We start from the raw sequence: 22310 nt of genomic DNA, 5'->3' as shown, positions 1-22310 counted from the left end.
GATCACCACCCCGACGCGGTGTAGACCACCGAGGTCGTGCCGGGCGTACCCCAGGCAAGCTCGCGCAGCAGGCTGAGCGCGCCCTCCTCGGGGTCGATCAGGGCGATGCCGCGCCGGGCGTACTCCTGCATGAGCTCCGGCGTGACCATGCCGGTGTGCCCGGCCCCGGGCGCCCACGGTCCCCAGTGGACGGTGACGACCCGCTTGCCGTGCTCGCTCGACCAGCGTGCGCCGAGCGTGTCGAGGGCGTCGTTGGCGGCGGCGTAGTCGCTCTGCCCCCGGTTGCCGTAGGCGGCCGCGATGCTGCCGAACAACACCACGAACTTGATCTCGGCGGCGATCTCCCCCAAAACCCGCAGGACCGTACGGCATCCGTCGACCTTGGTCCCGAAAACCCGGGCGAACGACGCCGGATCCTTGTCCGCGATCAGCCTGTCCTCGATGATCCCGGCCGCGTAGACCAGCCCGTCGATCCGGCCGTGCTCGTCGTGAATCTTGGTGAGCAGCTGCCGGACCGCCTGGTCGTCCCGGACGTCGGCGGCGTGGTAGTTGACCGTGGCGCCGAGCTCGCGCAGCTCGTTGACGGTCGCCTCGACCTCGCGGGCGGCCAGGACCGCCGACGCGGTGCGGTCGATCTCGGCCGGCGAGCGCATCCCGCGCCGGGCCAGCTCCCCGCGGAGCCCGGCCTTGTCCAGGCCGGCCGGTAGATCGTCGCCGGCCGGGCCGTCCGGCAGCGGGGTGCGGCCGATCAGCTCGACCCGGCAGCGGGCCGCGGCGGCGACCGTCCGGGCGAACCACGGGGTGATGCCGCGGGCGCCACCGACCAGCACCAGCACCGAGTCCTGGTCGAGGCCGAGCGCGCGGGCCTCGGAGGCACCGTCACCGGCCGGGCCGGCCCCGCCGTCGGCCAGCACGCCGAGGCCGTCCGGCTCCAGGTCCTCGCCGTTGCGGCCCCGGTCGTCGTGCACCACCACCGGGGCGACCGCGGTCTCGGCCAGCTCGCGCAGCAGGGCCGCCGGGACGTCGATGTCCGCGCGGAACTCCACGTAGCGGGCGGTGACCTCGGGGTATTCGCGGGCGATCGTGCGGAACAGCCCGGGCATGCCGTCGTTGCGCTCGCCGGGGCGGCCGGCCGCGATCACCCAGCGGACGCCCTCGGTGAGCGACCGGCGGATCTGGCCGAACAGGTCGGGCAGCAGGGCCGGGCCGTCGTCGAGGCCGTCCAGCAGGATCAGGCCGTCGGCGGTGCCGGTGGGCACGACCCGGGCGCCGGCGGTGCCGAGGAGGTCGCCGACGAGCTTGGCGTGGAAGGATTCGCCGCTGATCAGAAACCTTGCGCCATTGAGGCGCACCTCGCCTTCCCCGGCCGCGGCCGGTTGCAGACGGGACACGAGACGCTGCGGGGCGATACCGGCCGAGGCGGGCGGCGGGGAATGCTGGGCCGCCGGCTCGGGTGTGGACGGTGCGACGCCGTTGATGCGGCTTTCCAGCCACTCCACCATCGAGCGCACGGTTCGTGCCTTGACCAGGTCTTCCAGCTCCGACTCGTCGCCGTCCACCGACAGGCCCAGCCGGGACGCCACCTCGCCGGCGACCTCGGCGCGCTTGATCGAGTCGACGCTCAGGTCGGCTTCGAGGTCGAGATCGGGCTCGATCAGCTCGACCGGGTAGCCGGTACGGTCACTGATCACACTGAGGACCGCACTTTGCACGTCAATGGCCCCCGCCCCATCGTTAGCCGCCCCAACGTTCGGGGCACCAACGTTCGGGGCACCAACGTTCGGGGCACCAACGTTCGTCGGGCCGACGATTCGGCTGTTGAGCCACTCCACCATCGAGCGGACGGTCCGGGCCTTGACCAGGTCTTCCAGCTCCGACTCGTCGCCGTCGACGGACAGGCCCAACCGGGACGCGACCTCGCCGGCCACCTCGGCACGCTTGATCGAGTCGACGCTGAGGTCGGCCTCCAGGTCGAGGTCCAGCTCGATCAGCTCGATCGGGTAGCCGGTCCGCTCGCTGATCACGCCGAGCACCGCGCCCTGGACATCGAGCGCGGGTGCCACCACCGCCGCCATGACGGGCACCTGCACCGCGGCCGGCATCGGCATCGGCGCCGGCGCCGGCGCAACCGGTGCGTACGACGCTTCCAGGGCCGGCCTCGCCATGCTCGGCACCAGTTCCGGCTCCGCATACGGCGCCGGGACCGGCTCCCACGTCGTTGCGGGCTGCTGGCCGAGGAAGGCGAGCATCACATCGCGCTGGGAGGTGATCATTTCGCGGGTGGTGCGCAGGTACTCGGCGAGCAGCGCGTTCTGGGCGTTCGGTGCCTGCTGGGGCGGCGTCGTCATGATCAGCTCCTCGGGGATGCGGCGGGCCGGGGCGAGGCCGCCGGGCAGGCAGGCTCCGCTGGGGTCGCGTACGAGATGTCCGTCGACCGTCCACAGCGGACGTGACGTTTCGGGGGAGGTTCGTGCGTCGCGGCCGCGGAACAGCCAGCCGGTGTTGACCGGCACGCCCGCGCAGGCCAGCTGGGCGACGGCCAGCAGCAGGGAGCGGAGCCCGTCCCGGCCGTCGATCGGCACGGCCAGGTGCGGGCGGTCCCCGAGGACGGCGCCGACCAGGCCGGTGAGCACCTGCCCGGGGCCGGCCTCGACGAAGACGCGGGCACCGGCTTCGTACATCGCTTCGATCTGGTCGACGAAACGGACCGGCGAGGAGATCTGGGCGGCCAGCTCGTCCCGTACGCCGTCGGCCGTGTCCGGATAGGTGGCCGCCGTCCGGTTGGACCAGACCTCCCCGGTCGGCGCGGAGATCTCCCGGTCGGCGAGGACGGACGCGAAGATCGGGCTGCCACCGGCCACGACCGGGCTGTGGAAGGCGCACGCCACCGGGATCGGCCGCGCGGTCAGCCCGGCCGCGGTGAGGGCGGCGGTCGCGGCGCGCACCGCTTCGGTCGGCCCGGAGATGACCGCCTGCTGGGGTGCGTTGTGGTTGGCCACCACCACGTCGGCGGAGTCGCCGAGCACCGCGGTGATCTGCGCGGGGGTAGCGCTGACCGCGGCCATCGTGCCCGGGTCGGACCCGGCCGCGGCCAGGATGCTGGCCGCCCGGGAGCGGCTGAGCTCGAGCAGCGTCGCCGGGGCGAACGCCCCGGAGACACACAGCGCGACCAGCTCACCGTAGCTGTGCCCGGCCGTCAGGTCGGGCCGCACGCCGAGCCGGCGCAGCAGGTGGTCGACGGCGAGCCCGCCGATGCCGAGGGCGGGCTGAGCGTTGCGGGTGTCCCGCAGCCGCGTCTTCTGGGCGGTGGCCGTCTCGTCGTCGAAGGCGGCCGGCGGGAACAGCAGGTCGGCCCAGTCACCACCGAGTTCGAGGTAGTGCCGCAGCTCGGGGAAGGTGATGAACAGTTCGGCGAGCGCACCGGGCCGCTGGCTGCCCTGCCCCGGGAACAGGAAGGCGACCTTGCCCGGGGAGGTGGCGGACGGCGGCTGGATCAGGCCCCGGCGGGGGTCGTGCTCGCCGGCCAGCGCCCGGGAGAGCAGGTCGGCAAGCTCGCCGAGGTCGCGGGCGACCACGGCGATCCGGACCGGGCCGACCCGTGGGTCGGATTCGGCGGACCAGGTCGTCGCCAGCTCGCGCAAGCCGGCGACGACCTGGAGTCGGTCGCGGAGCCGGCGCACGCCACGATGGGCGGCGGCGCTGTCGCTCCCGCGGAAACAGAAGAGTTCGGCCGGCCACGACGTCTGGCCGTGCCGGGGGTCGGCGTCGGCCGCGTGGGCGGCCAGGACGGCGTGGTAGTTGGTGCCGCCGAAACCGAACGCGCTGACCCCGGCGATCCGCTCGGCGGCCGGTGCGGACCACGGCTGGGCGCTGGTCTGGAACGAGAACGGGCTCTCCGCGGCGGACCAGGCCGGGTTGGGCCGGGTCAGGTTGAGCGTGGGCGGCTTGACCCCGGTGTGCAGGGCGAGCGCCGCCTTGATCACGCCGGCCAGCCCGGCCGCGCATTTGGTGTGCCCGATCTGCGACTTGACCGAGCCCAGCGTGGTCTGCCCGGGCGACGCCCCGGACTCGATGAACAGCCGGGTGAGCGTCTCCAGCTCGGTCCGGTCGCCGACGACGGTGCCGGTGCCGTGCGCTTCGACCAGGCCGACCTCGCGCGGGTTGATCCCGGCGGTCCGGTAGGCCCGGTCGAGCGCCCGCCGCTGCCCTTCGGCCCGGGGCGCGGTGAGCCCGAGCGCGCGGCCGTCGCTCGCGCCGCCGAGTCCCTTGATCACGGCGTACACCCGGTCGCCGTCTTTTTCGGCGTCAGCCAGCCTTTTGAGGACGACGGTGGCGACGCCCTCGCCGAGCGCGATCCCGTCGCCGCTGCTGTCGAAGGTCCGGCAGCGGCCGGTCGGCGAGAGCGCGTGCGCCGACGTGAACATCAGGTAGTCGTTGATGCCGTTGTGCAGGTCGGCGCCGCCGCAGATCATCAGGTCGCTGCCGCCGGTGGCCAGTTCCTTGCAGGCGGCGTCGAGCGCGGCGAGCGAGGAGGCGCAGGCGGCGTCCACGGTGAAGTTGGGTCCACCGAGGTCGAGCCGGTTGGCGATCCGCCCGGCGATGACGTTGGCGAGAACACCGGGGAACGAGTCCTCGGTGATGGCCGGCAGCTGCTCGTCCAGCCCGGGCGGCAACTCCCCGAGATAGCCGGGCAGCACCGCACGCAACGTCTTCGCCCCGGCGAGGTCACCACCGGCCTCGGCGCCGAAGACGACACCGGTCTTGCCGTGGTCGGCGCCGGCCGCGTCGTACGGATAACCGGCGTCGAGCAGCGCCCGCTGCGACACCTCGAGCGCGAGCAGCTGGGTGGGGTCGATGCTGGCCAGCGCGGACGGCGGAATGCCGTAGCGGATGGCGTCGAACGGGATGGGTTCGATGAAGCCGCCCCACTTGGAGACGGTGATCCGCCCGGCCTCGCCGGGCCCGACCGTAGGGGCGTAGTAGGTGTCGACGTCCCAGCGCCCCGGCGGGATCTCGGTGATCTCGTCGGCGGCGCCGAGAATCGTGCGCCAGTAGCCGGCGAGGTCCGACGAGCCGGGAAAGACGCAGGCCATACCGATGATGGCGATGTCCAGCGGCGCCACCGGCTCCTCCACCGCCGCCAAGGCCGGCGCGGCAAAAGCCGCCAGCAATGCGGCGGCAGAAGTCGTGACCGCGGCATGCAGCGAAGCGATCGTGGTCACCGAGGAACGCAGCACGGCCACCTGACCGGCCATGAACAGCCCTTCGGCCGCCTGCCCGGCTTCGTCCACGGTGACCAGGGCGTCTCCCTCGCGGCGCAGCCCCTTGCTGGCCACCCGCAGCCGGCCGACGTTGAGCATCTCCAGCTGCTCCCAGACCTGCCGGTGGTCCACCCCGGCCGCTTCGAGTCCGTCGCGGAGAGCGTGGAAGTCGTCGGCGAAGCCGGTGGCGAGGCAGCGGGTGGCGTGCCCGGGTGCGGTCTCCAGCAGCGCGGTCCGGGTCGCCTGCACGGCTTCGGCCTGGAACAACGGCTGGATCGCCCCGTGCTGCACGGCTTCGGCGGTGAAGAGGTACGCCGTACCCATCAGCACGCCGATCTTGGCCCCGCGCCGGGCGAGAGGCGCGGCAAGCGCCGCCACCATCGCGGCTGATCGCGCGTCGTGCACCCCACCGGCGAAGAAGATCTGCAGGTCATCGCCGGCGGCGGGATGCTCGTCCAGGAAGGAGTCGAGCACCGCGAGCTGCGTCTCCCAGAGCGGGAAGCTGGCCCGCGGCCCGACATGGCCACCGCATTCGGCGCCTTCGAAGACGAAACGGCGGCTGCCCGCCGCGAGGAACTGCTTGAGCAGCCCGGGCGACGGCACGTGCAGGAACGACCGGATGCCTTCGGCCTCCAGCGCTTTCGCCTGCGCCGGGCGGCCGCCGGCGATGATGGCGTACGCCGGGCGCACCCGCCGGATCACCTCGATCTGCCCGGCCTTCACGTGGTCGGGCGCGAACCCGAGAATGCCCACCCCCCACGGCCGGTCGCCCAGCGCCTCCGCCGTCCCGGCCAGCATCTGCTCGGTCTTGGCGGCGTCGGCGAGGGCGAGCGCGATGAACGGCAGCGCCCCCTCGGCGGCGACCGCGGCGGCGAAGGCCGGTTCGTCGCTGACCCGGGTCATCGGGCCCTGCGCGATCGGCAGGTCGACGCCGAGCGCCGCGGCGAGCGGGCCGCCCGGGGCGAGCAGTCCGGCCGCCGCCGCGAAGTCCTCGCCGGCGGCCGCCCGGATCGCGCGGATCGCGGTGCCGGTGTCGGCCCAGCGGGCGGCGAACGCGGCGGCGAGCGCACCGTCGGCGCCGACCCCGAGCAGCCCGGCGGCCTCGCGCTGCGCGGTGGTCTCGGTGCCGTCGGTCCGGGCGAGGGCGGCCCGGCTGTGGTCGGGCAGGTCGGCCTCGGGCATCAGCAGCAGCTGGCTGTCGAGCAGCACCCCGGCGGCGCCGGCCGCGACGACCGCGGCGGTGGTGCGCGGGCCGATGCCGCCGGCCGCCCAGACCGGGGTCTCCCCCATCGCGTCCAGCAGCGACTGGAGCAGCACGAACGTGCTCAGGTCGCTGGTCCGGCCGGCCGACTCCATGCCCCGCGCGATCAGGCCGTGGGCGCCGGCCGCGACGGCGGCGCGCGCCTCGTCGAGATCGGTGACCTCGACGAGGATCGTCTCGCCGGCCAGGTCGGTGCGGGGCCAGGCGGCGTCGGCGGTCAGCACGACGGCGGCGAGGTGGCCGCCGGTGGCGGCCCGGACCTCGGCGAGGGTGGCGGTGCACCGGGCTCCGACGCGTACGCCGATCGGCTCGGACGACCGGGCCGCGGCCAGCCGGAGCAGGCGCAACGTCCAGGTCTCGCCGGTACCCAGGTCCACGATGCCGGTCGCGCCGGCGGCGGTGGCCGCGGCGGCGAGGTACGGGCTCGGCTCGATCCCGGTCCCGCCGGTTACGGCGATCACCGGAGCGCAGGGTGGTGACGTGCTCATCGGACTCCCGCTTCACTAAAACATGCAGATGAGTCGATCTAACAGTGGGTAGGAACTTAACGAGGTCTGGTTACAGCTCCGTTAACCAATCTTGATCGGAGTCATCCAATTTAGACCGCTCACCAGAGCGTACTCACAGGTGTTTTGGCAGGTCATATCAATATCACACACGTCTTCCATAACGCGGGATATATGAGACGTTCAGAATTGATGACTCAGCGTTAAACGACGCTAATTACTCTGTGTATCTCATAGTCTTTTCATAGGCTTATCTACTGGCTGGTAGCAAGCGCTTGCCGGCGAGCGGAAGGCCAGTACGCCAAGTAACCCAATGGTCATTGACGACCACGAAACGGTCACCTTGCACAACACGGTCCAACTCGGACTGCGCGGACTGTGAACGCGACGACACGGATTGGTAACAGAGCCAGGGGTTCCCACAGGCGAGGACATTCACGAAACTCAATTCCCATCCGGCCGGATGTGGCCGGATCCCGAGAGGAGATCCCCCAGGTGCGCACCAGAGTCATCCTCAGCGCCACCACGCTCGCCGCGGCCGCCGGCCTGATCGCGACCGTCCCGGCGACCGCCGCACCGGCGGCCCGGCCCACCACCCCGGCCCAGGCCACCGCGTTCGCGCAGACCGCGGTCAAGGACCGCGCCGCCCTCTTCGCCGCGAGCACGTCGGACGCCTTCGCCGCCCGCGGCACGAAGCTCGACGCCACCGGCATCAGCCACGTCCACATGGACCGGACCTACCACGGCCTGCAGGTCATCGGCGGCGACGTGATCGCCCACCTCAACGCCGACGGCTCGGTGCGGGAGGTCACGCGTACCCTCCTGGCACCCCTCACCCTCGGCGTGACCCCCGCGCTCACCGCGACCACCGCGAACAGCGCGGCCGCCGCCGCGCTGAAGGGCACCGCCACCGGCACCGCCACCCTCGCCGTCAGCACCCGCGAGGCCGTCCCGACCCTGGTCTACCGCACCGCGGTGACCACCGCCGAGGGCCTGCAGCACGTGCTGGTCGACGCGCGGAGCGGCGCGGTGGTCGAGAAGTGGGCCGAGGAGCAGACCGTCACCGGCACGGGCACCGGCTACAACGTCGGCACCGTCACCCTGGAGACCACCCTGTCCGGCAGCACCTACCAGCTGAAGGACCCGACCCGCGGCAACACGTACACGGTCGACATGAACAACCGCCGGATCGGCTCGGGCACCCTGTTCACCGACGCCGACAACAAGTGGGGCACCGGCGCGCTCACCGACCGCGCGACGCTGGGCGTCGACGCCCAGTACGGCGTCAGCGAGACCTGGGACTTCTACCAGCAGGAGTTCGGCCGCAACGGCATCGCCGACGACGGTGTGGGCAGCTACAACCGGGTGCACTACGGCAACAGCTACCTCAACGCCAGCTGGTCGGACACCTGCTTCTGCATGACCTACGGCGACGGCAACGGCAGCACCTACAACCCGTTCGTCACCCTCGACGTGGCCGGCCACGAGATGACCCACGGCGTCACGTCGCGCACCGCCGGCCTGACCTACTCGGGTGAGTCGGGCGGCCTCAACGAGTCGTACAGCGACATCATGGGCACCCTGGTCGAGTTCTACTCGAACAACGTCAAGGACGTCGCCGACTACCTGATCGGCGAGAAGGTCGTCGCCAGCGGCACCCCGCTGCGCTGGATGGACGACCCGTCCAAGGACGGCAGCTCGGCCAAGTGCTGGAGCAGCACCGTCAAGAACCTCGACGTGCACTACTCGTCCGGCGTCGGCAACCACGCCTTCTTCCTGCTGGCCGTCGGCTCCGGCGCGCACACCGTCAACGGCGTCTCGTACAGCAGCCCGACCTGCAACAGCGGCACGGTGACCGGCATCGGCAACGAGGCGGCCGGCGCGATCTTCTACCGCGCGCTGACCACCTACCTCACCTCGTCGTCGAACTACAGCGCCGCGAAGACCGCCACCCTCAAGGCGGCCACCGACCTGTACGGCGCGAGCAGCACCGAGTACGCGGCCACCGCGGCAGCCTGGGCGGCCGTCTCGGTCAGCTGAGTTCGATTCCTGTCCCTCGTTCGGCGACGGCTCGGGTCCACTGTGACCCGAGCCGTTCCCGTAGGCTGCCCGCATGGCTTCGATCAACGGGGATGGATCTCGGCCGACGATCGACGCGACGGTGCCGCACCCGGCCCGGCGCTACAACTACTGGCTCGGCGGCAAGGACAACTTCGCCGCCGACCGCGCCTCCGGCGACGAGATCGAAAAGAAATTCCCCGGCATGCGTACGGGTGTGCAGGCGAACCGTGCCGTTCTCGGCCGGATGGTCCACCATCTGGCGGCCGAGGCCGGCGTCCGGCAGTTCCTCGACATCGGCACCGGCCTGCCGACGGCCGGCAACACCCACGAGGTCGCCCAGCGCGCCGACCCGGCGTGCCGAGTGGTCTACGTCGACAACGATCCGATGGTGATGACCCACGCCCAGGCCCTGCTGAGCAGCACCCCGGCCGGCCGCACCACCTACCTGGAGGCCGACCTCCGCGCCCCGTCGAAGATCCTCTCCGATCCCGGCCTGCGCGACACCATCGACCTCGACCGGCCGGTGGCCCTGATGCTGGTGGCGATCCTGCACTTCATCCCCGGCCGCGGCGCCGCCCAGCCGCTGGTCGACGAGCTGCTGGAGGCGTTGCCGGCCGGCAGCTTCCTGGCCGCCACCCACTTCACGACGGACTTCATGACCGACGCCGAGCGCGAGCGCTACCGCTCCATGCAGGCGGCCGGCCGCATCGACGTCTGGCCCCGCGACCACGCCGAGTTCGGTGCCCTTTTCGCCGGCCTCGACCTGATCGATCCCGGCATCGTCCCGCCGTCCGAGTGGCGCCCGGACGCCGGCGCCGAAAAACCCGATCCGCGCCTGGTCGGCATGCTGGCGGCGGTCGGCCGAAAACCCTAAGCTCCTTCACAACTTTGCACAGGGGGCCGGGCATGGCGCGACGTGGCAGGCTCGGGTCATGACTCCCACCCAGTTACGCGCCTACTCGGCCGTGGTGCGCCTGGGCTCGGTCAAGCAGGCCGCCGCCGAGCTCTCCGTCTCCGAGTCGGCCATCTCCCTGCACATCGGCCAGCTCCGCAAGGAGCTCGGCGACCAGCTCTTCACCCGCACCGCCGCCGGCCTCGCCTTCACCCACGGCGGCCTGCGCCTGGCCAGCCGCGCCGCCGAGATGCTCGGCCTGCAGGACATCACCGTCCTCGAGGTGAGCACCGCCGGCCGGGGCCGCCGGCTGCTGCGGGTGGCCGCGTCCAGCCTGTTCGCCGAGCACGCCGCCCCCGGCCTGATCGAGCTGTTCGCCGGCCGGGCCGCCGACCTCGACGTCGAGCTCAGCGTGCACAACCCGGCGCAGTTCGAGGCGCTGCTGCTGACCCGCGCCGCCGACATCGCGATCGGCCCCCGCCCGGCGACCGAGACCGGCATGGTCAGCCGCCCGGTGATGAACTACCGGGTGGTCGTGGTGGCCGGCCCGGCCCACCCGCTGGCCGCGGTGCGGGCGTCGGCCGCCCAACTGCGCGACCAGACCTGGCTGCTGGGTCCGTCCGCCGCGGTCGACATGGGCGCCATCCCCGCCCTGCTGCGCCGGCTGGCCGTGCCGGAGAGCAACCAGCAGATCTTCCAGAGCCACGCCGCCGCCCTGGAGGAGGCGAAACGCGGCAAGGGGGTGTCCCCGGCGCTGTCCTTCACGGTGGCCCCCGACGTCCGCAACGGCCACCTGGTGCAGCTGGCCGGGCCGTACGCGACGATGGAATCGATCTGGCACTCGCTGACCCTGGCCGACCAGGGCACCCCGTCGGCCGCAGCCGAGCTGGCCCGCTTCGCCGCCACCCCGCGCGCGATCCAGGCGATGATGCGCGGCGCCGGCGTCAACGTCAGCCACTTCCGCCCGTCGGTCCATGTGACCCTCTGGAGCTGATCACCGCAGGTTCGAAGCACCGGTTTCGAAAAGACAGACCGAGCTGAGCAGCCTGGTCTCCACCTTCCGCATCTGACTAATCAGCGGAGAGCGTCGGTCAGCGAGCGGGCGGCCACCGACAGGTCGGCGAACGTGGCGGCCGGCAGCAGGGCGGTGCAGTAGGGCAGGGCGGCCGCCATCGCCGCGACCGTCGGGGTGAAGCCGGGGGCGCCGGCCCGCGGGTTCAGCCAGAGGACGGCGTGTGCCCGGCGGGCGAGCCGGGCCATCGCCGCGGCCAGGGCCTCGGGCGGGTCGCTGTCCCAGCCGTCGGAGGCGATCACCACCAGGGCACCCCGGACCGCGTTGCCGTGGTGCGAGCGCAGCAGCGCGGCGATGGTGGTGGCGATCCGGGTGCCGCCGAAACGGTCGGTCACCGCCGCCGAGGCCTGCGCGATCGCCTCGCCCGCGGATCGGTGCGCGAGGACCCGGGTGAGCCGGGTCAGCCCGGTGCTGAACGCGAAGACCTCGGCCTCGGTCACCGTCGCGAACGCCCGCATCAGGTGCAGGTAGGCGGTGGCCTGGGCGCGCATCGACTCGCTGACATCGGCGAGCAGCACCACCCGGCGCGGCCGGCGCAACGGGCGCTCCCGGACGACGACCACCGGCTCCCACGCGGTGCGGCGGGCCCGGGCGATGGTCGGGCGCAGGGCGATCCGGCGGCCCCCGGAGTGGGGCACGTGCCGGCGGGTGCGGCGGGTCGGCCAGCGGGCCAGCTCCCCGGCCAGGGCCGCGCCCAGCAGCGCGGTCTCCCGCGGGTCGAGCTCTTCGAACGGCCGCGCGGCGAGGGCCGCGACGTCGCTCGGGCGCAACTGCGGCAGCCGCAGGCCGGACTCGTCGCCGTCGTCGGCGCCGGCCACCGCGGGCGGAAGTGTCGCCCAGGGCAGCCCGCCGCCGGGGACGGCCTGGTCGGCGGCCGCCGGGACGGGCACGTGCACGTCGTCGCGGCGGGCGGCCGGGCCGGCGGCGGCCCGGGTCAGCGGCAGCGGCAGCGGCGGCGCATCGGCGAAGACGGCCTCGAAGATCCGGTCGAAGGCGGCCAGGTCGGATTCCCGCCGGACGAGCGCGACCCGGGCACTCCAGTAGAGCGCCGCCGCGGAATCCAGCGGCACCGCGGCGAGCGCCCGGATCAGGTCGTCGATCTCGGTCAGCCCGGCCGGCACCCCCGCGCCGCGCAGCCGGTTCGCGAACGACACGGCGAACGCGGCGCGGTCCACACCGCGCAGCACAACCGGGTTCGGGTCAGCGGCGGGCAACGAGCCAGGCGATCACGGCACCGGCGACCAGGACCGCGACTGCCAGCGGAACGACCCGCTTGTAGACGGAGCCGCCGGCGACGCTGAGCAGATCCAGCGGCTCCGGCTCCTCGGTGGCCACGAACTCCCTGGACGAGGAGGCCGCAGGCTCGGAAGCCGGCTTGGCGTCGGCGAGGAAGGCGGCGGCCGGCGAAGCTGACGGGTCCGCGATGGCGACCACCGGCGCGGGCGCCGGGTCCGCGTCGATCGGCGCGCCCGGGGTCGGAACCGAGCCCGCGGCGGGCGCCGTCACCGGCGCATCCGCCGCGGGCGTCGCCGGCGTGGAGGGCGCCGGCGGGGCCGGCGTCGGCACGGGGGACGCCGACGCAGGCGGAATTTTGGACTGCGGTGCCGCCGAAGCGGCGTCGGTGGCGAGCTTCGCCTCCAGGTTGGCCACGAACTGGGCCAGCAGCTTCCCGGACACCTCTTTGATCATGCCGCTGCCGAACTGGGCCAGCTTCCCGCTGATCTTCAGGTCGGTGTCGACGCTGACCGTCGTACTCTCCCCGGCCGGCGCCAGAACGGCCGTGACCAGCGCCGCCGCGTTGCCCGCCGACCGGGCGTCGCGGCCCTTCGCGTCGATGACCGCCCGGTAGGCGGTGTCGTCGCGCTCGGTGAAGCGGGCCGTCCCGGCGAACTCACTGATCACCGGCCCCACCTTGACCTTCACCTTGCCGCGGTAGACGTCGCCCTCCACCCCGGTCAGCTGCGCCCCCGGCATGCACGGCGCGATGCCTTCGAGGTCGGTGAGCACCTGCCAGGCACGGTCGATCGGGGTGTGCACGGTGAACTCGTTCGTGATCTTCATGCGATCTCCTGGTGGACGGCGCCGGCGACGACAAGGCGGTCGTCGGGGGTTTTCGCGATCGTGCCGATGGTGTGCAGGGCGGCGGCGGGGGCCAGCTCGGTGGCGCCGAGCGCGGCCAGCGCGGACACCCAGTCGATGGTTTCGGCCAGGCCGGGTGCCTTGTCGAGGTCGAGCGTGCGGACCCGGCCGATGAACTCGGTGGCGCTCGCGATCAACGGCCGGGTGGCGCCGGGCACCGCCCGCCGGACGATCTCGGCGGCCCGCTCCGGCGCCGGGAACTCGATCCAGTGGTAAAGGCATCGGCGGCGCAGCGCATCGTGCAGGTCCCGGCTGCGGTTGGAGGTCAACACCACGACCGGGGGGCGTACGGCGGTGAAGGTCCCCAATTCCGGAACGGTCACCGCGGCCTCGCCGAGGAATTCGAACAGCAGCGCCTCGAATTCGTCGTCGGCCCGGTCGATCTCGTCGATGAGCAGCACCGGCGGCCGCGGCCCGGCGTGCCGGACGGCTTTGAGAATGGGCCGCTCCTGCAGGAATTCCGCGGTGAACAGATCGTCGTCGCCGAGCCGTTCATGCCGGGCCTCGGCCAGCCGGATCGCGAGGAGCTGCCGCTGATAGTTCCATTCGTAGAGCGCCTCGCCCGCGGTGAGCCCGTCATAGCACTGCAACCGGATGAGCGGCGTGTCCAGAGCGAGCGCCAGGGCTTTGGCGGCGGCCGTCTTCCCGACCCCCGGTTCCCCTTCGAGCAGCAACGGCTTGCCGAGCCGCAGGGCGAGAAAAATGGCCATGGCCAGCCCGTCGTCGACGAGGTAGTCGACCGCGTCGAGCCGCCGCCCGACCTCCTGCGGATCGTTCACGCCCGCTCCCCCGCGAGCAGCCGGGCATAGTCGTCGCGGGTGTCGACATCGATCGGAATCGCCCCGGCGCAGGGCACCGGCGTCACCGCGAACTCCCCGGAATGCAGCAGTTTCCAGACCGCTTTGTCCCCGTGCAGCGCGGCCAGCCGCGAATAGACCGCCCGCCGGAACAGAAACGGATGCCCCAGCCCGTCCGCATAGGAGCAGACCGCAACCGGCGTGGGCGCCGCGACGATCCGCCGCACATCGTCCGGCGAAACCCCCGGTTGGTCACCCAGCAGCAGAACAACCGCTTCCGACGAAATTGACGGTACGGCCGTACGAATGGACGAGCCGCACCCCGACGAGAAATCCGGATTGTCGACGACGTCGAAGCCGGCCAGATCGACCTCGGCCCGAACCCGCGCGGCCGATCCACCGAGGGCGACAAGCAGTTGGTCGAACCCACAGTTCCGGGCCACGGACAGGGTGGCGTCGAGCAGGGTGCGGCCGCGATAGGGCAGCAGCTGCTTGGCCTCCCCCAACCGCAGCGACCCACCGGCCGCCAGCACCAGCCCGGTAACCGTCATCGCGCCGCCACAAAACTGTCCCGGCACCGCACACAGCAGAACCAGTGCTCGACGCCGTCGACGGCCGCGTGCGGAGTGTCCGCTCCCACCACGACGGTCATCCCGCAGACCGGGTCGACAGCGGTCCGCGGCACCTCCATATCGGACATTTCCGAAATATCAGCGAGAGGAAGGAGATTGCGGCCTTCCCCGGCCGCGGCGGCGGGCGCGGCGGCGGGCGCAACCGGCGGCGGCGTCACTCCGCCGGTGCGGATCTCGCGGATGATCTCGGCCAGCACCGACAGGGCTATCTCGCGGTGGGTGCGGGCTCCGATGTCCAGACCCGCGTGCGGGCGCACCCGGGCCCGTTCCGCCTCGGTCAGGCCGAGCGAGTCCAGCACCGCGACGCTCCTGGTCCGGCTCGCCACCAGGGCGATCAGCGGCACCCCCGCGTCCAGCGCCGCCCGGATCGCCCCCTCGTCGTCGCGGCCCAGTCCCGCGACGACGACCGCGCTGGCACCGGCGTACACCATCGGTTTGCTGATTTCGAGCTCGAGAAACTCGGCAAGCTCAGCCACCGCGGCGCCGATCGGGGTGGCCGTTCCGGCCACGCCCAGCAGGGGCCGCGGCAGCACCGGCCGCAGGAAGATCTCGATGGCGCCGCCGGACAGGCACGGATTGACCACGACCAGCGCGCCCGGCGCCTGCGGGAAGGCGTCGGCGCCGTCCGGCAGCACCCGCAGCAGCAGGGTCTGCCCGTCGCGCAGCGTGTCCAGCGCCGCCGCCCGCACCGACGTCTCGGCGCACACCCCGCCGACGAAACCCTCGATCGAGCCGTCGTCGAGGATGACCGCGTCGTCGCCGGGGACCGCGGACGTCGGCTGCTGGGCGCGCACCACCGTGGCGTGCACGAACGGCCGCCGCTGGACGGTCAGCTCGTGCACCCGCGAAGCGATCACGGCGGCCATCAGATCGGCGGGGTGGCCTGGCCGCGCATCGCGTCCCACACCCGCGACGGCGTCAGCGGCATGTCCGCGTGCCGCACCCCGAACGGTTTGAGCGCGTCGACGACCGCGTTGACGATGGCCGGCGGCGAGCCGACGGTGGCCGACTCCCCCACCCCCTTGGCGCCGATCGGGTGGTGCGGCGAGGGGGTCACCGTGAAGCCGGTCTCCCAGTCGGGCACCTCGAGCGCGGTCGGGATCAGGTAGTCCATCAGCGACGCCCCGAGACAGTTCCCGTCCTCGTCGAACGCGATCATCTCCATCAGTGCCATGCCGACCCCGTCGGTGAGCCCGCCGTGCACCTGCCCCTCGATGATCATCGGGTTGATCCGGGTGCCGCAGTCGTCAACCGCGATGAACCGCCGCACCTTGACCTGCGCGGTGCCGGGGTCGATGTCGACGACGCAGATGTAGGCGCCGTGCGGGTAGGTCAGGTTGGACGGGTTGTAGCAGATCTGCGCCTCCAGGCCGCCCTCGACGCCGTCCGGCAGATCCCCGGCGCCGTGCGCGCGCATCGCGATGGCCTGGATGGTGACCGACTTCGACGGGTCGCCCTTGACCTGGAAGGCGCCCTTCACCCAGTCCAGGTCGGCAACCGAGACCTCGAGCATCGCCGACGCGATCAGCTGGGCCTTGTCGCGCACCTTCCGGGCGACCAGGGCGGCGGCCGCACCGGAGACCGGGGTCGACCGGCTGCCGTAGGTGCCGAGCCCGAACGGGGTCTGGTCGGTGTCGCCGTGCACGACCTCGATGTCGGCCGGCGGGATGCCGATCTCCTCGGCGACGATCTGCGCGAACGTCGTCTCGTGCCCCTGCCCCTGGGTCTGCACCGACAACCGCACCACCGCCTTGCCGGTCGGGTGGATCCGCAGCTCGCAGCCGTCGGCCATGCCGAGGCCGAGGATGTCCATGTCCTTGCGCGGGCCGGCCCCGACCGCCTCGGTGAAGAACGAGATGCCGATGCCCATCAACTCGCCGCGGGCCCGCTTCTCGGCCTGTTCACGGCGGAGATCGGCGTACCCGGCGATGTCCATCGCGAGCCGCATGGTGGGCTCGTAATTGCCGGAGTCGTACACCCAGCCGGTCTTGGTCTCGTACGGAAATTGCTCGGGTTGAATGAAGTTTTTCAGGCGCAGCTCGGCCGGGTCCATGTCGAGCTCGTAGGCGAGGCAGTCGACGATCCGTTCGACCAGGTAGACGGCCTCGGTGATGCGGAACGAGCAGGCGTACGCGACACCGCCCGGCGCCTTGTTGGTGTAGACGGCGGTCATCTTGCAGTACGCCGCCTCGATGTCGTAACTGCCGGTGAACACCCCGAAGAAGCCGGCCGGATATTTGACCGGGGCGGCCGTGCCGTTGAAGGCGCCGTGGTCGGCCAGCACGTTCGTACGGATCGCAAGGATCTTGCCGTCGCGGGTCGCCGCGATCTCCCCGCGCATAAGGTAGTCCCGAGCAAAACCTGTGCTGATGAGGTTTTCCGACCGGTCCTCCATCCACTTCACCGGCTTGCCGGTGAGGATCGAGCCGACGATCGCGCAGACGTACCCGGGGTAGATCGGCACCTTGTTGCCGAAGCCGCCGCCGATGTCCGGCGCGATCACCTGGATCTTGTGCTCGGGGATGCCGGCCACGATCGCGTAGAGGGTGCGGTGCGCGTGCGGCGCCTGGGTGGTCGACCAGAGCCGCAGCTTGCCGTCGATGGCGTCGAAGTCGGCGACCGCGCCGCACGTCTCCATCGGCGCCGGGTGCACCCGCGGGTAGACGATGTCCTCGGTGACCACGACATCCGCGGACGCGAACACGGCCGCGGTGGCCGCCTCGTCGCCGGTCTCCCAGTCGAAGACGTGATTGTTCGTCTTGCCGGCCAGATCGTCGCGGATCAGCGGCGCGTCCGGTTCGAGGGCGCGGCGGGCGTCGACGACCGGGTCGAGCACGTCGTACTCCACGTCGATCAGTTCCAGCGCGTCCCGCGCCGCATACCGATCGTCGGCGACGACGAACGCCACCTCCTGGCCCTGGAAGCGGACCTTGTCGGTGGCCAGCACCGCCTGCACGTCGTTGGAGAGGGTCGGCATCCAGGCCAGCCCCTTCTCGGCGAGCATCGCGCCGGTGACCACCAGCTTCACGCCCGGGGACGCCTCGGCCGCGCTGATGTCGACGCTGAGGATCCGGGCGTGCGCGAACGGCGAGCGCAGGATGGCCAGATGCAGCATGCCGGGCAGCTGCACGTCGTCGGTGTAGCGACCGCGGCCGCGCAGGAAACGCGGGTCCTCCTTGCGGAGCATCCGGCCGTGCCCGACCGGCTTCTGGTCGTTGTCGTCGAACGTCGTCAGCTTCGGCTCGTGGACGGTGGTCATCGGGTCACCTCCGCGGCGGCCTCGTGCACCGACGCCCAGCGGACGCTGCGGACGATCGTGGCGTAGCCCGTACAGCGGCAGATCTGGCCGGAGATCGCTTCGCGAATCTCCGCATCCGTCGGATCGGGGTTCTTGTCGAGCAGGGCGCGGCAGGTCATCATCATGCCCGGCGTGCAGAAACCGCACTGCAGACCATGGCACTGCATGAACCCCTCCTGGATGGGGTCCAGCTGACCGTCCTTGGCAAGCCCTTCCACGGTACGGACCTCGTGGCCCCCGGCCATCGCGGCGAGCACGGTGCACGACTTGACGGGCTCGCCGTCCAGCCACACCACACACGTGCCGCAGTTGCTGGTGTCGCAGCCCCAGTGGGTGCCGGTCAGGCTCAGCACGTCCCGCAGGAAGTGCACGAGCAGCAGCCGGCCCTCGATCTCCCGGGTGACCTCGACATCGTTGACGGTCATCGTGACCTGCATGATCAGCTCCTCGCCCGCTCGACGGCCTTGCGCAGGGTCCGCCGGGTCAGTTCGTCCGCGAGGTGGCGCTTGTAGTCGGCGCTCCCGCGTTGATCGGTGGCCGGGTCGCAGCTCCTCGCCGCGATGGCGCCGGCCTGCTCGTACAGCGCCTCGCTCGGGGCTTGGTCTTTGATGGTGTCCGAAATTTCTGGAATTCCAGTGGTATTTGGCCCCACCGCTGCCAGGCCGACTCGCGCGTCTGCAATCGTGCCGTCGGCTCCGAGCCAAACCGCAGCGCCGGCGCTCACCACCGCCCAGTCCCCCGCCCGCCGCTCGACCTTCTCGTAGGCGCTGCCGTGCCCCGGCCGCCTCGGCAACCGGATCTCGGTGAGGATCTCGCCGTCGGCGACCGCCGTCTCGTACGGTCCGACGTGGAACTCCGCCATCGAGACCACCCGCTCGGCCCCGCCCGGCCCGCGGATCACGCAGCTGGCGTCCAGCGTCGTGCACACCGCCGACAGGTCCTCGGACGGATCGGCCTGGCACAGCGAACCGCCCAGCGTGCCCCGGTTCCGCACCACCGGATCGGCGATCACCCGCTCGGCGTCCCGGAAGATCGGGAACGCGGCCGCCAGCTCCGCCGACTCCAGCAACTCCCGATGCCGGGTGAGCGCGCCGATCCGCACCTCGTCCGCCCCGACCCGGATGTAGCCGAGCTCGTCGTGCAGCGGATTGATGTCGATCAGATATTCGAAGTTGGCCAGCCGCAGCTTCATCATCGGCAGGAGGCTGTGCCCGCCCGCCACGAGCCGCGCTGAGCTGCCCAGACGTTCCATGAGTCCGATGGCTTGGTCGACGCTGGTGGCACGTTCGTACTCGAACGGAGCCGGCACCTGCACGATGCACCCCCTTGATCAGGGGTGAATCTCGCCCCGATGTCCGTCGATGTCAACAGCCACCTAAGCGATCTCTTAACTAGCCGTTGACGATTCGGCCGATGATCGCCGAAGGTACGAACCGTGCGGGACATCGTGGACGGCCTGAGTGCCTGGCGTGCGGACGGAGTGCGGTTCGCCGTGGCCACCGTCGTGCGCACCTGGCGGTCGGCGCCCCGGCAGCCCGGCGCCGCGATGGCCGTCAGCGAGCACGGCGAGGTCCTCGGCAGCGTCTCCGGCGGCTGCGTCGAGGGCGCCGTCTACGCCGCCGCCGAGGAGGTCATCAAGACCAAAGAGGCACAGCAGCTTGTGTACGGGGTGAGCGACGGCGACGCCTTCGAAGTAGGGCTCACCTGTGGCGGCACGATCGAGCTGCTGGTCCAGCCGGCCGAGGCGTTCGTGGACCTCGACGAGGTGCTGGCCGCCATCCGCGACGGCCACCCGGTGGCCACCGCCTCGATCGCCGACAAGCAGCTGGCGGTCTGGCCCGACCGCATCTCCGGCACACTCGGCGACACCGGCCTCGACCACGCCGCCGAACAGCAGGCGGCCGGCATGCTGGCGGCCGGCACCACCGGCATCGTCCGCCTGGGCAGCCACGGCGAACAGCGCCGGGAGGACCAGGAGGTCTTCATCCAGACCTTCCTCACCCCGCCCCGCATGATCGTCTTCGGCGCGATCGACTTCGCCGGCGCGGTAGCCAAGATCGGCGGCTTCCTGGGCTACCACGTCACGGTCTGCGACGCGCGCCCGGTCTTCGCCACGAGAAAGCGCTTTCCGTCCGCCGACGACCTGGTGGTCCGCTGGCCGCACCAATACCTGGAGTCCACCGCGGTCGACGAGCGCACCGTCCTCTGCGTACTCACCCATGACCCGAAGTTCGACGTCCCGCTCCTGGAGGTCGCGTTGCGCACGCCGGCCCGCTACATCGGCGTGATGGGCAGCCGACGCACCCATTCCGACCGTTTGCGCCGCTTACGCGAGGCCGGGGTGTCCGAGACCCAGTTGGCCCGCCTGTCCGCCCCGATCGGCCTGGACCTGGGTGCGAGAACCCCCGAGGAAACCGCCGTAGCAATTGCGGCGGAGATCATATCGAAGGCGTGGGGCGGGTCCGGTCTGCCCCTGACCGGCCTGGACGCCCCAATTCACGGGTAACCGTTCGGTATCAAGCCGGATTTTCCGTACCCGCCGCCGCCCAGCCGCCGATCGTGTCCGGTGCGACCACCCGAAGCTGGGCGGCCGCCACACCGCGCCCCGGACGCCGAGTCCCGCCCACCGGCCGCGGAATGACCTGTCTCCGATCGGAAACTTCAGTGGGCGGCAGCGGGGAAACCACAGCGCCGGCGCATGCCGGCTAGGGGTGAGGTCGCGTTTGCGACGGGCCGCCTTCAGGCCTAATCCGACAGCTAACCTCGCAGGCGGTTGAAGGACAAGGAACCTCGTGTCCCGTGCGGCCCGCTTCACCATGCCCAGTTTCACCCGCTCGGCCCTGCTTTCGGCAGCCCTGTCCACCGCAGCCCTGGCGCTGGCCGCCCCACCGGCCCAGGCCGCCCCGGCTCGCCCAACCACAACGGCAGCCGCGCCCACCAGCTCGGCCACGGCAACATCTTCCGCCGAGGTATCGCCCGCCGCCGCATCGACCGCCGCAGCTTCGCCAACCGCCGCAGCGGTTGCGACCGCCGGCAAAGTTTCGCGAGCCATCGTTTCGCCGGCTGCCGCCGTGCTTGTGCGCGGCCGGCGAGTCGTCGCGGCCGCCGGCGCCCAGCGGGGAAAGCCCTACCGGCACGGCGCCCAGGGCCCGCGGGCCTTCGACTGCTCGGGCTTGACCACCTACGTCTACCGCAGTGTGCGAGTCGCCCTGCCCCGCACCGCGAACGCCCAGTTCCACGCGGCCAAGCCGGTCAGCCGGGCCACGGCCCAGCCCGGCGACCTGGTCTTCTGGGTGCACGGCAAACACGCCTACCACGTGGGCGTCTACGCCGGTGGCGGCCGAGTCTGGCACGCCCCGAAGTCCGGCGACCACGTCCGCCTGGCCACCGTCTGGTCCTGGCGCGAGGTCCACTTCGGCCGCGTAGCCGCCTGACCCGCCCGTCGCGCCGGTCGAACCGACCCAACATCGGTTCGACCGGCGAAGCCATCCCGCCCAGGCACCCAGCCGGCCCGATGCCCGCCCAGCCGGCCCGATGCCCGCCCAGCCGGCCCGATGCCCGCCCAGCCGGCCCGATGCCCGCCCAGCCGCCGAAAACCATCCCGGCCAGAGCACCCCGGCCCGCTCGGGCCTGTCGTCGGTTCCTACTCGGAGAGCACGAAGATGAACTCTTCGACGCCGTCCTCCGGCTTGGGCTCCTGCGCTTCCATCTCCAGATCGCGACGGAAGCCGCATTTCTCCAGCACCCGCGCCGAGCCGGTGTTGTGCGCCGCGACGAAGGCATGAATCGGCCGGTCCGGCACCTCACCCACCAGCAGCGCGACCGCCCGCGTCGCGACGCCGCGCCCCCAGTGCTCGCGGCCGATCCAGTAGCCGAGCATCCGCTCCCCGTCGGACACCCAGCTGCCGATGTTGCCGGCAACAACCCCGTCGGCCACGATCGTCCGCAGAAACACGCTCTCGTCGGCGCGGGTCTTCGCCCAGTGCGCGTCGAACCGCTCCCGGTCACGCGCCGGGAACGCCGCCATCTTGGTCGCCTCCGGATCCGCCTGATCCCGGAAGAACACGTCAAGATCGCCGTCTTCGACGGCCCTGAGGCGCACCTCAGGTGATACGTCCGTAGTCACGCCTGTCCCCGTTCGATCCTGTGCCGACATCGTTGTCGAGTCCGACCGCCGGTCCGGCGAAAGCGACGCCGGACCCGGACTCGATCCGGCTGCACCGACAAGCCTGCCGCATCACCGCCGACCGCGAAACCCCGAAGCCAGACCACACGGAAGAACCGACCAGGCGCATACTCAGCGGAAGCGGCGCCCGGCAGCGGGCCACCACACCGGCCTGCGCCGCAGCCTTCGCGACCAACTCCAGATCCCCGGACAGCGCCGCCCGACA

General features: G+C 71.8%; 16 protein-coding genes and 1 riboswitch. Of the genes, 5 read left to right on the top strand and 11 right to left on the bottom strand.

The window, feature by feature from the left end:
- Window positions 1-2: 2 nt before the first annotated feature.
- Entirely contained in the window at window positions 3-6983 is a 6981-nt protein-coding gene (locus Adu01nite_RS09820) for a type I polyketide synthase (protein WP_239132270.1), read from the bottom strand.
- 540 nt (window positions 6984-7523) lie between these two features.
- Here Adu01nite_RS09820 and Adu01nite_RS09815 point away from each other — a divergent pair.
- The 3 genes from Adu01nite_RS09815 to Adu01nite_RS09805 all read left to right on the top strand — a co-directional run bounded on the left by Adu01nite_RS09815 (window position 7524) and on the right by Adu01nite_RS09805 (window position 10975).
- Window positions 7524-9068, top strand: coding sequence for a M4 family metallopeptidase (locus tag Adu01nite_RS09815; protein WP_203726263.1), 1545 nt, complete (start codon window positions 7524-7526; stop codon window positions 9066-9068).
- A gap of 73 nt (window positions 9069-9141) precedes the next feature.
- Window positions 9142-9963 carry an SAM-dependent methyltransferase gene (locus Adu01nite_RS09810; protein ID WP_203726262.1) on the top strand — a complete coding sequence of 274 codons (822 nt, stop codon included), beginning with the start codon at window positions 9142-9144 and terminating at the stop codon, window positions 9961-9963.
- Between the two features lie 58 nt (window positions 9964-10021).
- Entirely contained in the window at window positions 10022-10975 is a 954-nt protein-coding gene (locus tag Adu01nite_RS09805; RefSeq protein ID WP_203726261.1) for a LysR family transcriptional regulator, read from the top strand.
- Window positions 10976-11055: 80 nt separating this feature from the next.
- Here the strand turns inward: Adu01nite_RS09805 and Adu01nite_RS09800 are convergent, their stop codons facing one another.
- From Adu01nite_RS09800 to Adu01nite_RS09765, 8 genes are read right to left on the bottom strand one after another with little or no spacing between them, the layout of a single operon-like run.
- Window positions 11056-12267 (bottom strand): vWA domain-containing protein, encoded by a 1212-nt coding sequence (locus Adu01nite_RS09800; RefSeq protein ID WP_203726260.1) that lies wholly within the window; start codon window positions 12265-12267, stop codon window positions 11056-11058.
- Window positions 12254-13114: an SRPBCC family protein gene (locus Adu01nite_RS09795; RefSeq protein WP_203726259.1), complete on the bottom strand. Its 861-nt coding sequence runs from the start codon at window positions 13112-13114 to the stop codon at window positions 12254-12256. Before Adu01nite_RS09795 ends, Adu01nite_RS09800 begins: the two co-directional genes overlap by 14 nt.
- Window positions 13111-13971 carry an AAA family ATPase gene (locus Adu01nite_RS09790; protein WP_203726258.1) on the bottom strand — a complete coding sequence of 287 codons (861 nt, stop codon included), beginning with the start codon at window positions 13969-13971 and terminating at the stop codon, window positions 13111-13113. The genes Adu01nite_RS09795 and Adu01nite_RS09790 overlap by 4 nt, the downstream gene beginning before the upstream one ends.
- Window positions 13968-14540 (bottom strand): nucleotidyltransferase family protein, encoded by a 573-nt coding sequence (locus tag Adu01nite_RS09785; RefSeq protein WP_203726257.1) that lies wholly within the window; start codon window positions 14538-14540, stop codon window positions 13968-13970. The genes Adu01nite_RS09790 and Adu01nite_RS09785 overlap by 4 nt, the downstream gene beginning before the upstream one ends.
- Complete coding sequence (locus tag Adu01nite_RS09780) at window positions 14537-15487, bottom strand: XdhC family protein (protein WP_203726256.1); 951 nt, start codon at window positions 15485-15487, stop codon at window positions 14537-14539. The genes Adu01nite_RS09785 and Adu01nite_RS09780 overlap by 4 nt, the downstream gene beginning before the upstream one ends.
- Window positions 15487-17880 (bottom strand): aerobic carbon-monoxide dehydrogenase large subunit, encoded by a 2394-nt coding sequence (locus tag Adu01nite_RS09775; protein WP_203726255.1) that lies wholly within the window; start codon window positions 17878-17880, stop codon window positions 15487-15489. The genes Adu01nite_RS09780 and Adu01nite_RS09775 overlap by 1 nt, the downstream gene beginning before the upstream one ends.
- A complete protein-coding gene (locus tag Adu01nite_RS09770) occupies window positions 17877-18356 on the bottom strand; it encodes a (2Fe-2S)-binding protein (RefSeq protein ID WP_203726254.1) in 480 nt (159 codons plus the stop codon). The genes Adu01nite_RS09775 and Adu01nite_RS09770 overlap by 4 nt, the downstream gene beginning before the upstream one ends.
- A gap of 2 nt (window positions 18357-18358) precedes the next feature.
- A complete protein-coding gene (locus tag Adu01nite_RS09765) occupies window positions 18359-19234 on the bottom strand; it encodes an FAD binding domain-containing protein (protein ID WP_203726253.1) in 876 nt (291 codons plus the stop codon).
- A 120-nt stretch (window positions 19235-19354) separates the two neighbouring features.
- Between Adu01nite_RS09765 and Adu01nite_RS09760 the strand changes: the two genes are divergently transcribed.
- Both Adu01nite_RS09760 and Adu01nite_RS09755 read left to right on the top strand, forming a co-directional pair.
- Window positions 19355-20425: an XdhC family protein gene (locus Adu01nite_RS09760; RefSeq protein ID WP_203726252.1), complete on the top strand. Its 1071-nt coding sequence runs from the start codon at window positions 19355-19357 to the stop codon at window positions 20423-20425.
- A gap of 130 nt (window positions 20426-20555) precedes the next feature.
- Window positions 20556-20706, top strand: a riboswitch (cyclic di-AMP (ydaO/yuaA leader).
- 284 nt (window positions 20707-20990) lie between these two features.
- Window positions 20991-21353, top strand: a complete 363-nt coding sequence (locus Adu01nite_RS09755) for a C40 family peptidase (RefSeq protein WP_203726251.1) — start codon at window positions 20991-20993, stop codon at window positions 21351-21353.
- A 209-nt stretch (window positions 21354-21562) separates the two neighbouring features.
- Here the strand turns inward: Adu01nite_RS09755 and Adu01nite_RS09750 are convergent, their stop codons facing one another.
- Entirely contained in the window at window positions 21563-22045 is a 483-nt protein-coding gene (locus Adu01nite_RS09750) for a GNAT family N-acetyltransferase (protein ID WP_239132268.1), read from the bottom strand.
- Window positions 22023-22310, bottom strand: a 288-nt coding sequence (locus tag Adu01nite_RS09745) for a hypothetical protein (protein ID WP_203726249.1), incomplete at its 5' end; no start/stop codon positions are given. The genes Adu01nite_RS09750 and Adu01nite_RS09745, both read right to left, overlap by 23 nt.

Source organism: Paractinoplanes durhamensis, from assembly GCF_016862175.1.
Classification (GTDB): domain Bacteria; phylum Actinomycetota; class Actinomycetes; order Mycobacteriales; family Micromonosporaceae; genus Actinoplanes; species Actinoplanes durhamensis.
The sequence above is the reverse complement of the archived record's forward strand: the minus strand, read 5'-3'. Positions and strand labels throughout refer to the sequence as shown.

What these genes read in the sequence shown, in the direction of transcription:
- Adu01nite_RS09805 (WP_203726261.1), top strand. Translation starts at nt 10,022, where the DNA reads ATGACTCCCACCCAGTTACGCGCCTACTCGGCCGTGGTGCGCCTGGGC.
- Adu01nite_RS09810 (WP_203726262.1), top strand. Translation starts at nt 9,142, where the DNA reads ATGGCTTCGATCAACGGGGATGGATCTCGGCCGACGATCGACGCGACG.
- Adu01nite_RS09780 (WP_203726256.1), bottom strand. Translation starts at nt 15,487, where the DNA reads ATGGCCGCCGTGATCGCTTCGCGGGTGCACGAGCTGACCGTCCAGCGG.
- Adu01nite_RS09770 (WP_203726254.1), bottom strand. Translation starts at nt 18,356, where the DNA reads ATGCAGGTCACGATGACCGTCAACGATGTCGAGGTCACCCGGGAGATC.
- Adu01nite_RS09785 (WP_203726257.1), bottom strand. Translation starts at nt 14,540, where the DNA reads ATGACGGTTACCGGGCTGGTGCTGGCGGCCGGTGGGTCGCTGCGGTTG.
- Adu01nite_RS09775 (WP_203726255.1), bottom strand. Translation starts at nt 17,880, where the DNA reads ATGACCACCGTCCACGAGCCGAAGCTGACGACGTTCGACGACAACGAC.
- Adu01nite_RS09795 (WP_203726259.1), bottom strand. Translation starts at nt 13,114, where the DNA reads ATGAAGATCACGAACGAGTTCACCGTGCACACCCCGATCGACCGTGCC.